At 45.0% G+C, this 14,218-nt stretch carries 14 protein-coding genes; 13 read left to right on the forward strand and 1 reads right to left on the reverse strand.

Features of this window, described 5'->3' with window-relative positions; genetic code table 11:
* The first annotated feature begins 80 nt into the window (after window positions 1–80).
* The 10 genes from NST38_RS03255 (at window position 81) to NST38_RS03300 (ending at window position 9,726) form a co-directional block, all read left to right on the forward strand.
* A complete protein-coding gene (locus tag NST38_RS03255; protein ID WP_076254791.1) occupies window positions 81–659 on the forward strand; it encodes an RNA polymerase sigma factor in 579 nt (192 codons plus the stop codon).
* A complete protein-coding gene (locus NST38_RS03260) occupies window positions 656–1,942 on the forward strand; it encodes a hypothetical protein (protein WP_076254789.1) in 1,287 nt (428 codons plus the stop codon). The genes NST38_RS03255 and NST38_RS03260 overlap by 4 nt, the downstream gene beginning before the upstream one ends.
* A 58-nt stretch (window positions 1,943–2,000) precedes the next feature.
* The gene (locus NST38_RS03265) at window positions 2,001–2,459 is read left to right on the forward strand and encodes a DUF523 domain-containing protein (RefSeq protein ID WP_076254787.1); all 459 of its coding nucleotides are present in this window, start codon (window positions 2,001–2,003) and stop codon (window positions 2,457–2,459) included.
* Between the two features lie 246 nt (window positions 2,460–2,705).
* A complete protein-coding gene (locus NST38_RS03270) occupies window positions 2,706–4,400 on the forward strand; it encodes a methyl-accepting chemotaxis protein (protein WP_282319506.1) in 1,695 nt (564 codons plus the stop codon).
* Between the two features lie 207 nt (window positions 4,401–4,607).
* Window positions 4,608–5,285, forward strand: coding sequence for an NAD(P)H-dependent oxidoreductase (locus tag NST38_RS03275; protein ID WP_036614223.1), 678 nt, complete (start codon window positions 4,608–4,610; stop codon window positions 5,283–5,285).
* 180 nt (window positions 5,286–5,465) lie between these two features.
* Window positions 5,466–5,888 carry a MarR family winged helix-turn-helix transcriptional regulator gene (locus NST38_RS03280; protein ID WP_076254782.1) on the forward strand — a complete coding sequence of 141 codons (423 nt, stop codon included), beginning with the start codon at window positions 5,466–5,468 and terminating at the stop codon, window positions 5,886–5,888.
* Between the two features lie 167 nt (window positions 5,889–6,055).
* On the forward strand, window positions 6,056–6,637 hold the full coding sequence (locus NST38_RS03285; protein ID WP_076254780.1) for an NAD(P)H-dependent oxidoreductase: 582 nt from the start codon (window positions 6,056–6,058) through the stop codon (window positions 6,635–6,637).
* 114 nt (window positions 6,638–6,751) lie between these two features.
* The gene (locus NST38_RS03290; protein ID WP_017690814.1) at window positions 6,752–7,063 is read left to right on the forward strand and encodes an ArsR/SmtB family transcription factor; all 312 of its coding nucleotides are present in this window, start codon (window positions 6,752–6,754) and stop codon (window positions 7,061–7,063) included.
* Between the two features lie 159 nt (window positions 7,064–7,222).
* Entirely contained in the window at window positions 7,223–8,257 is a 1,035-nt protein-coding gene (locus NST38_RS03295) for an LLM class flavin-dependent oxidoreductase (RefSeq protein WP_017690813.1), read from the forward strand.
* Between the two features lie 308 nt (window positions 8,258–8,565).
* Window positions 8,566–9,726, forward strand: a complete 1,161-nt coding sequence (locus NST38_RS03300) for an AI-2E family transporter (RefSeq protein WP_036614215.1) — start codon at window positions 8,566–8,568, stop codon at window positions 9,724–9,726.
* 151 nt (window positions 9,727–9,877) lie between these two features.
* Here NST38_RS03300 and NST38_RS03305 read toward each other — a convergent pair whose 3' ends face one another.
* A complete protein-coding gene (locus tag NST38_RS03305; protein ID WP_036614212.1) occupies window positions 9,878–10,249 on the reverse strand; it encodes an ArsR/SmtB family transcription factor in 372 nt (123 codons plus the stop codon).
* A gap of 345 nt (window positions 10,250–10,594) precedes the next feature.
* Here NST38_RS03305 and NST38_RS03310 point away from each other — a divergent pair, with 345 nt between their 5' ends.
* The 3 genes from NST38_RS03310 (at window position 10,595) to NST38_RS03320 (ending at window position 14,151) form a co-directional block, all read left to right on the forward strand.
* A complete protein-coding gene (locus tag NST38_RS03310; protein WP_076254777.1) occupies window positions 10,595–12,946 on the forward strand; it encodes a heavy metal translocating P-type ATPase in 2,352 nt (783 codons plus the stop codon).
* Window positions 12,947–13,121: 175 nt separating this feature from the next.
* Window positions 13,122–13,508, forward strand: a complete 387-nt coding sequence (locus NST38_RS03315) for an SdpI family protein (RefSeq protein ID WP_051449564.1) — start codon at window positions 13,122–13,124, stop codon at window positions 13,506–13,508.
* A 190-nt stretch (window positions 13,509–13,698) separates the two neighbouring features.
* Window positions 13,699–14,151, forward strand: coding sequence for a helix-turn-helix domain-containing protein (locus tag NST38_RS03320; protein ID WP_341343776.1), 453 nt, complete (start codon window positions 13,699–13,701; stop codon window positions 14,149–14,151).
* The last annotated feature ends 67 nt before the right edge of the window (window positions 14,152–14,218 follow it).

The following is a 14,218-nucleotide window of genomic DNA, read 5'->3' on the forward strand; positions in this document are numbered from 1 at the left end:
CTACAATAATAAGAAATAATGTCCAAAACAGGGAACCAAATCACATTAGACTCAGTCATATTAAGTGAGGTGAACAACAGTTGGATGATCAATTACTGGCACAGGCTCAGACCATAGACAATTACACACTTAGTAGCATAATGGATGACTACGGAAATGACGTGTGGAATTACGCTTATTTTCTGACCAAAAGTGCCGAACAGGCAGATGAATTGTCACAGGAGGTATTTATTCGGGCGTACTCAGGGATCGCTCATTATCGTGGAGATTGCTCACTGAAAACATGGCTGTTGACGATTACTAGGAACACCACTTTTACATATCGAAAATCCAGATTTTTTCGTAGCAGTCTGTGGGGAGAGACGTTACCCATTGAGACAGAGCATGGGGGTTCGAACCAAAGAGTCATGATTGCAGAGCAGCCTGCACATCCTTCGGCCGAGATGGAAGTGATGCGTAAGGAGCATATCCATGAAATCTGGGATATTGTTCTGGCGTTGCCAAAGAAGTTTCGGGAGATTCTTTTGCTGAATCTGAAGTATGAGCTTACGACGAGTGAGATTGCTGAGATGTTGAAAATCAGCTCAGGCACAGTAAAATCCAGACTATCCCGAGGTAAGGATAAGGTACGGAAACAATGGGAGGAGCGAAGCAAATGACACACAAGGATGAGCAATGGGAGAAGGAAATCCGGAAGGGACCGTTTGCTTCGTCTCCTTTTACAGAGGATCACAAGCGAAAGGTGCTTCAACAGGTGGAGTGGATGAAGAAGTCGGAAGAGGGAAGCAAGGGAGATAGGCCAGAGAGCAGATCCAGGTCATCCAGGCCGTTTAGACCGCAAGTGAAAAATGCGTCACACAAGCGTCGCCTTAGAAGAGGGCCTCTTGTTGCCGGCACGGGCGCGTTGGTTATTGCTGCTGGATTGTTCCTATGGATCTGGGATGATGGACAGCTGGTGAAACCCGTGATCGAGCATGTCTATCCGACAGCAGCGTTACAGTTATCCGATGGTTTGAACACAAATCTGCTAACCGACAAAATGAAAAGAAATGTTGCAACTACCATGCGAGATGATCTGGGTAAACAGCTGAAAATTATGAAAGTGGAAGACTTGCCTGTGTCCGGCAGAATATATGTAGAGGCTGGAAATGAAAGTGAGAAGGAGTATGCACAGATATGGCTCGATGCGACAACAGGAAATCTGCGTGAAGTAGGAATGAGACGTGAGATGCAGCCAAGCGAGCTGGAACACCGTTATCTGCGTCAAGTTCCATCGCTTTTGCAAAGTATAGGCAGTACTCCAACGCTTAAACCTGCATCAGTCCAACGTTTTGTGAGTATGAAGCAAGGGGAGTCGGAGCCAATATCGCATACGACATTAGCGTTAGAGAATGAGACTGGCGATGGTTATGGGGAGATTGTATGGCAGCAGGACAAGGCTGTCTCGATCACAGGCGACCTTAGACCTGATCAAGTATCCCAGGCGGCGCTGGCGGATGCCAGAAACGCGATTGAGGCTCTGTCTGGTAAAGCCAATCTTGATCTGATAAGAGCAAGCCGAAGCAAAGATGATGAACTCGGTAAGGATACAGTCTTTTTTTCCTTTAAAGATAACTACTTTGTACAGATGACCGAAGGAAAAGCAGGCTTGGGTTATACGGTTGGGGATGCTAATCACTATGAGCAACAAGAAATAGGCAACATTGAAGAGATGGAGGCTTATCATGAGAAATTATATAATATAGATGAGTTTCTTCTTAGAGAAAAAGTGGGGCCAATAGTGAAGAAGATATTTAACATTGATTTTGATGCTTATAAACTTCACAGAAATGCTGAGCAATTAGGAGTCGTCTCATTTGAACTGGAGTCGAGCACGGATGTTTTTCAGGTTGAATACAGGGAAGATGGACGGATCAAGATGATTACCAGAGGCGAGTTATAGGGCTGATCTTATATGTTACAATTTACTTCATAGATGGAATGTGTATAAGGAGATAACGATGAAATATTTGGTGAGTTCATGTCTGGCAGGGGTAGCTTGCCGTTACAATGGAACAGCGAGCCTGGATGAGAAAATTCAGGAGCTGGTGGAGCAGGAGCAGGCTAAGATGGTATGTCCGGAGCTGCTTGGCGGATTCTCCACTCCACGGGAACCGGCTGAAATTATCGGTGGCACGGGCAAGGACGTACTGGCAGGCACTGCAAAAGTGATCGAGAAAAGTGGCAAGGACGTCACAAAGCTGTATATTAAGGGAGCCTATCAGACGCTCGAATGGGCCAAAAAATTGAATGTATCGTGTGTGGTATTGAAGGAGTTCAGTCCGTCCTGTGGTACACAGATGATCTATGATGGGAAGTTTGCCAATCACAAGGTAACTGGAGAAGGTGTCACCTCAGCATTGCTGCGACAAGAAGGATTTACCGTCATTTCTGAAAATGAGTGGATGGAGCAACTATAGGTCGAACAGATATCGTTTCATATTCACAGAAAAGCCGCTGGATTATATCCTAGCGGCTTTTCTGTTGTCTCCCATTACTTTTCTCATTAAATGAATAAAGTCGATTTTCCTGAAATGCTAACAAACAATATGGATACATACGATATAGATATAAGATATATAAGGCAATCTACTATTTAAAGTGGGGGAATAATCATGTCAATTCAGTCTAAGCCAAAAAATAAGAAAGGAAATAAACTCAAAAATATGAAATTAACAACAACGATGGTCATCATGACTGTGATTAGTCTAATCGGCTTGTTTACTGTTTTTCTGATTGGGATTTTCGGAATGAACGAAGCAAAAACGGGACAAGGTATCCTCTACAATGACCGCTTCCAGCATCAAACCAATGTTCTTGAATTGAAAAGTAATTTCTATAATATGCGTGCCAATTATACAAAGGTTCTTGATAATGCAGAGTATACAGACAAACAGTACGATCAGGTTCAGAAAGGTAAGAAGAGTATCACGGATGGCTTGAATGAATTTTCAGCAAGAACATTGGATACCAAAGAAAAAGAGATATTTGCAGATTTGGCAACAAAGATGGATACATATTATCAGGATATTGAGCAAATCATGGATACCAAAAAGATGTCGGGCACCTACGATAGTGAAGAGAGAGGAAGAATTAACAAAAGCAGTACAGCGATTGTGGAGACGATCACCCTTTTGAGTGCGCATAACGAAGAAGAGTCAGCCAAGCTCTATGCGGATACACAGGAAGTAATTCAGCAACGAGCATTGGTACTCGGTTCGGTTCTTTTGTTTTCACTTGCAGCACTCATTCTTATTTCATTTGTAGTGATTCGCAGTATACGTCAACGAATGAAAGCTATCACCCGTTATTGTGAAGAAATAACACAAGGCAACTTAACGGCATCCTTAGATCCGCATCTAACACAGGGAAATAATGAGATAAGTGTCATCGCACGAGCTATTCGTACAATGACCGATTCCACAACAAATGTCATTCGTGGTGTAGTTCAGGAATCTCATCATATCAACCAGGTTAGCGATCTTACCAACCAGAATATGGCTGGTCTGAATGAACGAATTCGTGAAGTATCAGCTACAGTTGAAGAGCTCTCGGCTGCAATGGAAGAGGCTTCAGCCCATACGGAAAATATGAATCATTCGGCTGCGGAGATGCAACAGGGAGCTGAATATATATCGGAACAGACATCTAAACAAGCAGAGTCCGCCTATGTGACCAGCACGAAGGCTGAAAAGTTGAAGCAGGAAGCCCGCGAATCGAGCCGAGCAGCCATAGACATGTATGATCATACGAGTAAGAAGATGTCAGAAGCGCTGGAACGTGCAACAGCTGTAGATCAGATTGGTATATTATCTCAATCTATCTTGGATGTTACGGCGCAGACTAATCTGCTTGCACTCAATGCATCCATTGAAGCTGCAAGGGCTGGAGAAGCAGGTAGAGGTTTTGCGGTTGTTGCAAGCGAGATTCGAAAGTTGGCTGATGATTCCAGACAGGCTGCCGATCAAATTCAGCAGGTCACGGAAGAAGTTATGCAGTCTGTGACCAATCTGTCCTCGAATGCTAAAGAGTTGCTATCCTTTATGTTCAATCAGGTTGGCAAAGATTATAAATTATTGGAGGATACAGCTGAACAGTATTATGTCGATTCCCTTGATCATGCCAATGCAGTTAAAGATCTCAATGCAACCTCACAACAAGTGACTGCAAATATCAAAATACTAGTGGGCTCCATTCACGAAATTGCATCAGCCAGTGAACAATCAGCCGCATCCAGTCAGGAAATCGCAGGACATATGGTTGCCTCTGCTGCGCAATCTGTGGAAGTAGTTAAACAATCTGATCAAGTCAAGGATAGTGCATTAAATTTGAATAAGCTGGTTCAAGATTTCAAGATTTAAAAGAAAAGAGTCATAGATAATCCACTAGGGCCATGTATGCCCAGTGGATTATTGCTGTCTTTCATCAATACTTACTTTTATAAACCAAGAAACAATAATGTGCGTACTTTTAATTTATACATATAGAGCCTAAAATAATACTTGAGATGAAACCACTTAAACATTATTGTTCAACATAAAAAAGTTATAAAAAGGACGTGGAGCTCCATGGAAGTTACAGCAAAGTCAAAGACAAAGGAAGACATCTTAAAGGCGTATCATTTCCGGCATGCAACAAAGATATTTGATGATACCCGCAAAATCTCGGATGAGGATTTCCAATTTATATTGGAAACAGGCAGATTATCTCCAAGTTCCATTGGCCTTGAACCGTGGAAGTTTCTGATTGTACAAAATCCAAACCTGCGTAAGCGTCTGTCCGAAGTCTCTTCCGGCGCGCAAAAGCAATTGGCTACAGCAAGCCATTTTGTTGTTATTTTGGCCCGATCAGATGCCAGTTATAATTCTCCCTATGCGGAGTACATGTTGAAGGAAACAAAGGGAATGCCAAATAACGTATTTGAGCTAACAAGTGAGGCTTATGGAAAGTTTCAAAATAACCAGAAGATTCTGGATAATCCACGATCATTATTTGACTGGGCATCTAAACAGACTTATATTGCACTCGGCAACATGATGACGGCGGCAGCTCAGATCGAGATTGATTCTTGTCCAATCGAAGGTTTCAGCCGTGAGGGCGTCCACCGTATTATGGAAGAAGAGGGCTTGCTTGAAAATGGCGCATGGGGCGTCTCCATGATGGCAGCCTTCGGTTATCGGGCAGAGGAGCCCCAGCGTGAGAAGTCCCGACAATCCGTTGAGAAAATCACGCAATGGATTAACTGAATTCAGCATGAATCCAACATGAATTCAAAAACGATTAGCTAAGATCTAACATTATAGATCAGGATCAAAGTAGAATCGAAACAGCCCGATATTTCCACATGTTAGCAGGATGGAAAGGGCTGTTTTTCTTTTTATATAAAATAACTTGAAAATACATAGATGTCTATTTATAATGAGGTCATGCCTAAATACAACGCAATTGCACTGATTGCAAGAATCAGAGACCATGTCAACAAACGGATTGTACACGAATTGGAACAGCATGAGGTAACAGGGATTGTTCCTTCTCATGGAGATGTATTGATGTTCTTATACCGGGAAGAGACGCTGTCGATCAAGATGTTGGCTGAACGTGTTCAACGCACGCAACCAACGGTAACGGTACTGGTCAACAAGCTGGAGAAGCTTGGCTATGTTGAACGCAACAAGAGTGCGGAAGATAGCCGGGTGACGATTATTCGCCTAACCGAACAGGGGAAGCGACTCGAACCGATCTTCCATCAGGTATCAGAGCAGATTAATGACATCATCTATAGTAGCTTGTCCGATGAACAGTCGGAGCAATTGGAGAGCTTGTTATCCATTATTGTCCGAAAGTTATAATGAATGAACTCTTCTGCCTGCAACCCTTTCAGATTTGACTGGGGTGGAGGCGGAGGAGCCCAAATATTTTTTTGCCCATATACATAGATATCTATGTATGCGGGAGCGTATCAATGTAACCCCATTTTCGCAACCTAACTCAAACCAAACCTGGAGGGATTCACACTATGAAACATCTTATCGTATATGCTCACCCGCACACAGACAGCTTGAATAACGCAATCCTCAATACTGCTGTAGAAGCTCTCAAAGCTCAAGGCCATGAAGTAGACGTTCGTGACTTGTACAAACTTGGATTCCAACCCGTACTGACTGAAGCTGACACAGCTTCCATGCGTGCAGGACAGACACCACAGGATATCGCAACAGAGCAACAGTTTGTTACGGATGCAGAAGTTATCACATTCATCTATCCGATCTGGTGGACAGGTCTTCCTGCCATTATGAAAGGATATGTTGACCGTGTATTCGCCTATGGTTTTGCATATGCAGCAGGTGAAGCGGGAATCGAGAAATTGCTGACAGGCAAAAAAGGACTCATCATCAACACACATGGTACACCAAGTGAAATTTATGATCAGATTGGCATGACTGCTGGACTGAAATTAACTTCAGACGTAGGCATCTTCGATTTTGTAGGTATTGAAGCCGTAGATCATCTGCTCTTCGGTAGTATTGGATATCTGGATGCACCCGCATATCAAGCCATGTTGGATCAGGTTAAACAGACGATTACAACCAATTTCTAATATGGATGTTGAATCCAGATACGGATTCCATATGATACCAGACCGACTCGATCATGAGTCGGTTTGTTTGTTCATGTGTTTGCAAAATGGATGAAAGGGGGTATAATCGTACCCATGGAACCTATACTTATATTTAAAGCATTATCGAACGAGACACGTAGACAAATCCTGTTGTGGCTCAAAAACCCGGAGCAACACTTCCCACCGCTGGAACTATCTCAGCATCCGGATGGTGGCAAGAACGGAATCTGTGTTGGCACGATTCAACTGAAGGCTGGACTGGCTCAGTCGGTTATATCCAGTTATCTGCTGACTATGCTCAAGGCAGGGTTGCTGCTCTCCGAGCGCAGAGGACAATGGACGTATTATCGGCGCAACGAGGAGACGATACGTCAGTTTGCCGAGTACGTACAGAACGAGTTATAAGCCGGATGCCGGAACGGAAGCTAGGATGCATATGCAGGCAGGGATTCCGTCCGGATGTAAACGGCTAGTTTATGAACACATCACCATATCCAGTTGTGATTTAATTAATCTATATATCTGGATATACAAAAATATAATCATCGAGGAGATTAAACGATAATGACTACAGAAAATACGGCTTCATCCCATAAAGAACATATTAATGACGTTAAGCTTTCCATCCTGGATCTGGCTCCCGTCGTTGTGGGTGCAACACCTGCTGATGCTTTGCGCAACAGTCTTGATCTGGCACAGCATGCAGAGCGTTGGGGATATCATCGTTACTGGGTAGCTGAACATCACAACATGCCGGGTATTGCTTCTTCCGCAACTTCGGTTGTTATTGGATATCTGGCTGGTGGAACCAAAACGATTCGTCTGGGTTCAGGAGGCATCATGTTGCCTAACCATGCACCGCTTGTCATCGCTGAGCAGTTTGGTACTCTGGAATCCCTTTATCCTGGCAGAATTGACCTGGGACTGGGTCGCGCACCAGGTAGTGACCGCCGTACATCGCTTGCACTACGTAAAGATCTGAACAGTGGGGAAGATTTCCCTGAGCTTTTGGCAGAACTCAGAGCATACTTTGATGCTTCGGCGACATCTTATCATGCGCCTGTTCGCGCAGTTCCTGGAGAAGGATTGAATATTCCAATTTACCTCCTGGGGTCCAGTGATTTCAGTGCACGTCTGGCAGGTCAGCTGGGATTGCCGTTTGCTTTTGCCAGCCACTTCTCGCCCGATTATACTCGGATCGCATTAGAGACGTATCGAAACAACTTCCAACCATCTGAAAGCTTGAAGGAGCCACATGTGATTGTTGGTGTTAACGCTGTTGTTGCAGATACAGACGAGGAAGCAGCATGGCTGGGTACAACGATGCAACAGCAGTTCCTGAACATTATTCGTGGCACAACGGGATTGGTACAGCCTCCGGCAGAGATGGAAGGCAAATGGACGGATCGTGAGAAAGCTGGTGTGGAGCAGACGCTGAAGGCAGCTGTTAATGGTTCACCAGAAACCGTACGTGGACAGTTGGAATCTTTCATTCGGCAGACACAGGCAGATGAGCTGATTATTACGTCGATGATCTATGATCATAAGGCACGTCTGCATTCCTATGAGTTAATCGCACAATTGGCGGGAAAAGCTTAATCTTTATTTTCAGCGTTAAAGCTGGCTTAATGGTAGGGTATAGCTACAAATTTACGGTTCGTCTCCCAGTGAGGCGAGCCGTTTTTGAATAGGGAGAATTTGCAAATGATTCGTGTGGGGCAGAAGACTCATTTTGGGGTAAAATGACTTTACCGGTTTAATTTGAAACGGTTAATCAGCACCATACGTATAAATCCAGAGTGTTATACATATGTTGGCTTGTACAAGGTATTTTTTTCGTGTGTGGGCATTTATTTAGCTTTATAGTTTAGTTTTGATTAAGAGTCATAAGAGAGGACGACACGCCTATGGAGCAACCTGAGCAACCCCGCGTTTGGCCGGAGCGGTTCAAGCGATTTTTTCTTAACAACAAGTTTGTTCTATTTCTGCTGATTCTGCTGTTGGTGGGACTGAACGTGATGGTTCTGACCAAAGTATCCTTTGTTCTTCATCCGCTCGCAGTACTCATCAAAACAATTGTGTTACCTATTATTCTGTCAGGCATACTCTATTATCTGCTGAATCCGATTGTGGACGTGATGGAAAGGTGGAAAATCAAGCGCGGCTGGTCCATTCTGATCCTGTATCTTGCGATTGGAGGCATTCTGACAGTCGTAGTATTGGCGGTCATTCCGGTTGTGCGTAACCAGATTGTGGGGCTGATTGAAAATTTCCCAACCTACAGTGAGACGGTAAAACAGCAGTTTGAGGAGCTTACGGGCAGTAAATTGTTCGGTCAGTTCCAGGAAACGGTGAATCTGAATTCGCAGGACTGGTGGGGAACAATCTCCCAAAAGGCTACTGAAATTCTGAACTCGACCTGGACCAAATTGGGCGGATTCCTCGGAGCTTTCACTGAGACCGTGCTGTCTATCGTAACGGTTCCATTCATTCTGTTCTATCTGCTGAAAGACGGCAAGAAGCTGCCAGCGAAAATTCTGTCTTTCCTGCCGATCAAGAGCCGTACGGGCGCAATGCATGTGCTGGAAGACATCAATCACCAGATCAGTTCATTCATTCGTGGACAGATTATCGTCAGCTTCTGCATCGGTATTCTGCTCTACATCGGTTATATGGTTATTGGTCTGGATTATGCATTGATTCTTGCAATTATCGCATCGTTCACAAGTGTTGTTCCGTATCTGGGACCTGCAATTGCGATTACACCAGCATTGATCGTGGCACTCGTCACTTCTCCGGTGATGCTGCTGAAAATGGTTGCCGTATGGACGATCGTACAGTTAATTGAAGGTAAATTCATCTCACCACAGATCATGGGCAAAACGCTGAAGATCCATCCTATCACGATTATCTTTGTCATTCTGACTTCGGGTAATCTGTTTGGAGTCGTGGGCATTCTGCTCGCTGTTCCAGGATACGCGGTGCTCAAAGTATGTGTATCACATATCTTCAACTGGTTCAAGGACAGATCGGGCCTGTACGACCCGAACAAGAACAATCTTTTATGACCAAAGTGGCAAGCTCCAATGGATAGTTAATCAGAAGATATAGTCACTTTGTATCCTGTATAAAACGGTACCCTTACCAAGAAGAACCCCCGTCCATCGGCATACAGCCGGAAGGCGGGGGTTCTTCTGCATGAACAAGCTTGGCTGCTGCCTAGCTGTGTTTAATATGTTGGAGCGTTTGCAGGAAAATCTGCTCAATATGAGCATCATCCAGAGAGTAGTACACGGTCTTACCTTCCTTGCGCCGCTTGACGATCCGCATGTTGCGGAGTGAACGCAGCTGGTGTGAAATGGCCGACTGTCCCATGTCGAGCAGAACCGTCAGGTCATGAACACATAATTCCTTCTGTAACAGCGCATCAATAATACGTAGACGTGTGGGGTCACTGAATGCCTTGAACCAATCTGCCATCTCGGAAGACGTCTCCCGATCTATGAGTGAAGTACGAATCGTCTGCACGTCGGCTTCAGTACCTGAGCAGGCTGCATCACATTCGCTTGGTGCTTTAACCGGTTGTTCCATTTCCTATCACCGCCTATGTTAACTCAACATTTGCATAATTCGATTTAACCATTTGGTAAGTACAACAACTAGACGAATAAAACCATTTCGATCTAATTGTTGTTGATTGGAATTCACTGGTTCGGATTTATGCAAAAGTTTAACTATAGCTCTATTATATCCAAAACCCGCCTAAAGCGAAATGATTACTATTAGCATAATCTGTATGAAAAATCAACAACGATTGTTGACACTCATGTTTAGGCGTGCATATAATAGGGGTAACCAAACATATGAATGAGTGATCATATATTGAATACAATTGAAATATAACATCGTTTTTGTACTGCAAAGGGGAGAATTCACATGGGAACCGGACAGGAACAGGTGAAAAGGGAACTGCTGCTTGATGGACTGGATTGTGCGAACTGCGCATTGAAGATTGAGAATGGCGTCAAAAAAATTAAGGGCATTAACGAATGCTCTGTCAATTTTGTTACCAAAACATTATCGCTACACACCACTTCCGATATGGATGAACAGGTAGTGGAAGAAGCAAAACGCAAAGTGCTTCGGCTGGAGCCGCATATTCGCATTTCGGAAAAAGGAAAACACGTGAACGGACATGTGCACACCCATACAGGGAGTACAGGTAGTGCAAATAACCACAGTCATGACCATACCGGACATGATCATGGACATTCACATTCACATGGCAAACACTCGCATACTCATGATCAACATCAACATGGTCACGCACATGACCATGATCATACACATGAGCACGGGGGTCATGCTGGGCATGATCACAGCCATACCCATGATGATGCCCATGCAGGCCACTCGCATGAACATGGTGCAGGCCAGACAAAAGTGTTGCTTGCTCGTCTTGCTGCAGGTTCTGTGTTGCTCGCAGCTGCGATCTGGTCGCCGCTGGAGGGCTGGGCACAGTTTACTCTATATGCACTCGCATATCTGATTGCCGGGGGAGATATCGTGCTCCAGGCGTCCAAAAACATCATCCGCGGTCAGGTATTCGATGAATACTTCCTGATGTCCGTCGCTACCTTGGGTGCTTTTGCCATTGGAGAGTATCCGGAAGGGGTAGCGGTCATGCTCTTTTATCAGCTCGGGGAGCTGTTTCAGGGCATGGCGGTTAATCGGTCACGTAAGTCGATTCAGTCACTCATGGACATTCGCCCGGACTACGCGAATATCCTGACGGGTTCGGGTGACGAGACCCGTCGTGTATCTCCGGAAGACGTACGGATTGGTGATCGTATTGTCGTGAAAGCAGGAGAGCGAGTACCACTGGATGGTATCGTTAGAGCTGGGCGTTCCATGGTGGACACTTCTGCTCTGACAGGTGAATCCGTACCTCGTGAGCTGGAGCCTGGAAGTGATGTACTGAGTGGATTTGTGAACAAGAATGGTATGTTGACGATTGAAGTAACCAAAACGTTTGGTGAATCAACGGTATCCAAGATTTTGGACCTGGTGCAGAACGCGAGCAGTCGGAAAGCGAAAACAGAACATTTTATTAGTAAATTTGCTCGTTATTACACACCGGTTGTTGTTATCCTTGCAGCCGTGATTGCATTTGTTCCGCCGTTGATACTTAGTGGTGCAACATTTGCTGACTGGATCTATCGTGCATTGGTCTTCCTGGTTATCTCATGCCCTTGTGCGCTCGTGGTCTCTATTCCACTTGGATTCTTTGGTGGTATCGGAGCAGCTTCACGTAACGGGATTCTTGTCAAAGGCAGTAACTACCTTGAAGCGTTGAACGATGTGAAAGTTGTTGTTTTTGATAAAACGGGTACACTAACCAAAGGTGTATTCAAAGTAACAGCCATTCATCCCGAAGGTGGACGCACGGAAGAAGAACTGATGGAGCTTGCAGCCATTGCCGAAGCCAATTCCAATCATCCGATTGCTGAATCCATTCGCGCAGCTTGGGCCAAAGCCATTCCCACGCAAGGTGTTGAAGGTTATGACGAAGTTGCCGGACATGGGATTAAGGTGAGCGTCGATGGTCGGGAAGTGCTGGCAGGCAACGCCAAATTAATGAAGCAGGCAGGTATAACCTATACCACACCAGAGACGGCTGGAACGATAGTCCACGTGGCTGAAGCTGGCACGTATGTTGGTCATCTGATCATTGCCGATGAAGTGAAGGATGACGCAGCCGCGGCTATTCAGGCGCTGAAGAAACTCGGCATCCGCAAAACGGTCATGCTGACAGGTGATGCCAAAGCCGTAGGTGAAGCGGTAGGACGTGAGCTGGGTGTGGATGAGGTCTACGCTGAATTGTTGCCACAGGATAAAGTCGAGCGACTGGAACAACTGGAAGCTGCCAAATCTCCGAAGGAAAAAATGGTGTTTGTCGGTGACGGTATCAACGATACACCTGTGTTGGCACGCGCCGATGTGGGTGTGGCCATGGGTGGACTTGGTTCAGATGCCGCGATTGAAGCGGCAGATGTGGTCATCATGACCGATGAACCGTCAAAACTTGCGAGTGCAATTCGCATTGCTAAGCGTACACGAATGATTGTATGGCAAAATATCGCGTTTGCTCTGGGAGTTAAAGCGATCTTCCTGTTACTCGGTGTGTTTGGCATAGCTACCATGTGGGAAGCGGTATTCTCGGATGTCGGTGTCACGGTGCTGGCTGTCCTGAACGCCATGCGTGTACTTCGTGTGAAGAATATCTAAGTTTACGAAACGATCCAGGCGGCTCTTCGTATATACGTAGAGCCGTTTTTATATTTTTATGTAGATAAGTCTAACCAGACATTTACACGAGAACGGAGAGGACAGAGATGACCTGAAGAAGCGAAGCTACCATCGCAGGTTATTCTGTCATCGGAGTGTCAGTGTGAGCAGGTCTATGGAAGACAACAGTGAAGGGGAGAACGTTTTGACAGGAGCAGTAGTAGGGATCATCATTGGAGTGTGTTATTTCATTCTGGGGTTGATGGTGTTCAAAAAACCACCGAAAATGATTAACGGGATATATGGGTATCGGACCCCGCGTGCAATGAGTAATCCCGAGTTATGGGACGAAGCGCAAAGTTACAGCGCCAATCTGATGATGCAATTTGGTGTGATTATCACGATATTCGGCATTATTGGTTTCTGGCTTACAGATGTACGAGCTTTGGTGCTGAGTCTGGTTGCTACAGGATTCTATACGTTCAGATTGTTTACCAGAGTTGAAGGCCGGTTGAAGCAAATGCAGCGTGCTCAACAGCAACAGAATGAGCAGAACGTTTAAGGTAAGATTAGGGAATAGGTTTAGAGAAGAGGACTCGCGTGTGAAGCGGGTCTTTTTTTGTTGAAATAGAAACTGTAGAGGATGTTAAACTCGCTAAGACTTCATACACAAAATCTAACGTTGACGTTAACGTTAATATTATATATAATTATGTACATAACATTATAGACATATGGAAGAGGTGAGGGAAATGAGTTTATATAAAATCGACGACGTAGCCAAGGAATGTGGTTTGACCAAACGAACCATTCGGTATTATGAAGAGATTGGTGTCATGCCTTCACCTCAGCGGACAGATGGCGGTACGCGGTTGTACACTCGGGAGGATATCGATTATCTGAAAAAGGTGGTTCGCGCCAAAGAGGTACTTGGATTCTCCCTTCAGGAGTTACATACCTATGTGGCAACAGCAGATGCCTTGAACGAACAACGTTTTGACTACCAGCAGACGACCGAAGTAAGAGAACGGATCGAGAAGCTTACCGCGATGGAAACAACGCTGGATGGTCAGCTGCAACTGATTGAGCAGAAACTTCAGAGCATACTTGCCGTACAGACTGAACTGGAAGAGCTGCGTGAACGCGTTCGGAGCGGTATTCAGAAGTTACAGGCACATGATCCGCAGGATAATGAAAACGGCTAACCGAATTAGTATCTATTTTCAAATAAACAAAACTGTATACACATAATCGCTACATGGAGTGAGCACC

This window comes from Paenibacillus sp. FSL H8-0104, from assembly GCF_038050215.1.
Lineage (GTDB): Bacteria > Bacillota > Bacilli > Paenibacillales > Paenibacillaceae > Paenibacillus > Paenibacillus amylolyticus.

What these genes read in the sequence shown, in the direction of transcription:
- NST38_RS03260 (WP_076254789.1), top strand. Translation starts at nt 656, where the DNA reads ATGACACACAAGGATGAGCAATGGGAGAAGGAAATCCGGAAGGGACCG.
- NST38_RS03265 (WP_076254787.1), top strand. Translation starts at nt 2,001, where the DNA reads ATGAAATATTTGGTGAGTTCATGTCTGGCAGGGGTAGCTTGCCGTTAC.
- NST38_RS03270 (WP_282319506.1), top strand. Translation starts at nt 2,706, where the DNA reads ATGAAATTAACAACAACGATGGTCATCATGACTGTGATTAGTCTAATC.
- NST38_RS03275 (WP_036614223.1), top strand. Translation starts at nt 4,608, where the DNA reads ATGGAAGTTACAGCAAAGTCAAAGACAAAGGAAGACATCTTAAAGGCG.
- NST38_RS03280 (WP_076254782.1), top strand. Translation starts at nt 5,466, where the DNA reads ATGCCTAAATACAACGCAATTGCACTGATTGCAAGAATCAGAGACCAT.
- NST38_RS03285 (WP_076254780.1), top strand. Translation starts at nt 6,056, where the DNA reads ATGAAACATCTTATCGTATATGCTCACCCGCACACAGACAGCTTGAAT.
- NST38_RS03290 (WP_017690814.1), top strand. Translation starts at nt 6,752, where the DNA reads ATGGAACCTATACTTATATTTAAAGCATTATCGAACGAGACACGTAGA.
- NST38_RS03295 (WP_017690813.1), top strand. Translation starts at nt 7,223, where the DNA reads ATGACTACAGAAAATACGGCTTCATCCCATAAAGAACATATTAATGAC.
- NST38_RS03300 (WP_036614215.1), top strand. Translation starts at nt 8,566, where the DNA reads ATGGAGCAACCTGAGCAACCCCGCGTTTGGCCGGAGCGGTTCAAGCGA.
- NST38_RS03305 (WP_036614212.1), bottom strand. Translation starts at nt 10,249, where the DNA reads ATGGAACAACCGGTTAAAGCACCAAGCGAATGTGATGCAGCCTGCTCA.
- NST38_RS03310 (WP_076254777.1), top strand. Translation starts at nt 10,595, where the DNA reads ATGGGAACCGGACAGGAACAGGTGAAAAGGGAACTGCTGCTTGATGGA.
- NST38_RS03315 (WP_051449564.1), top strand. Translation starts at nt 13,122, where the DNA reads ATGGAAGACAACAGTGAAGGGGAGAACGTTTTGACAGGAGCAGTAGTA.
- NST38_RS03320 (WP_341343776.1), top strand. Translation starts at nt 13,699, where the DNA reads ATGAGTTTATATAAAATCGACGACGTAGCCAAGGAATGTGGTTTGACC.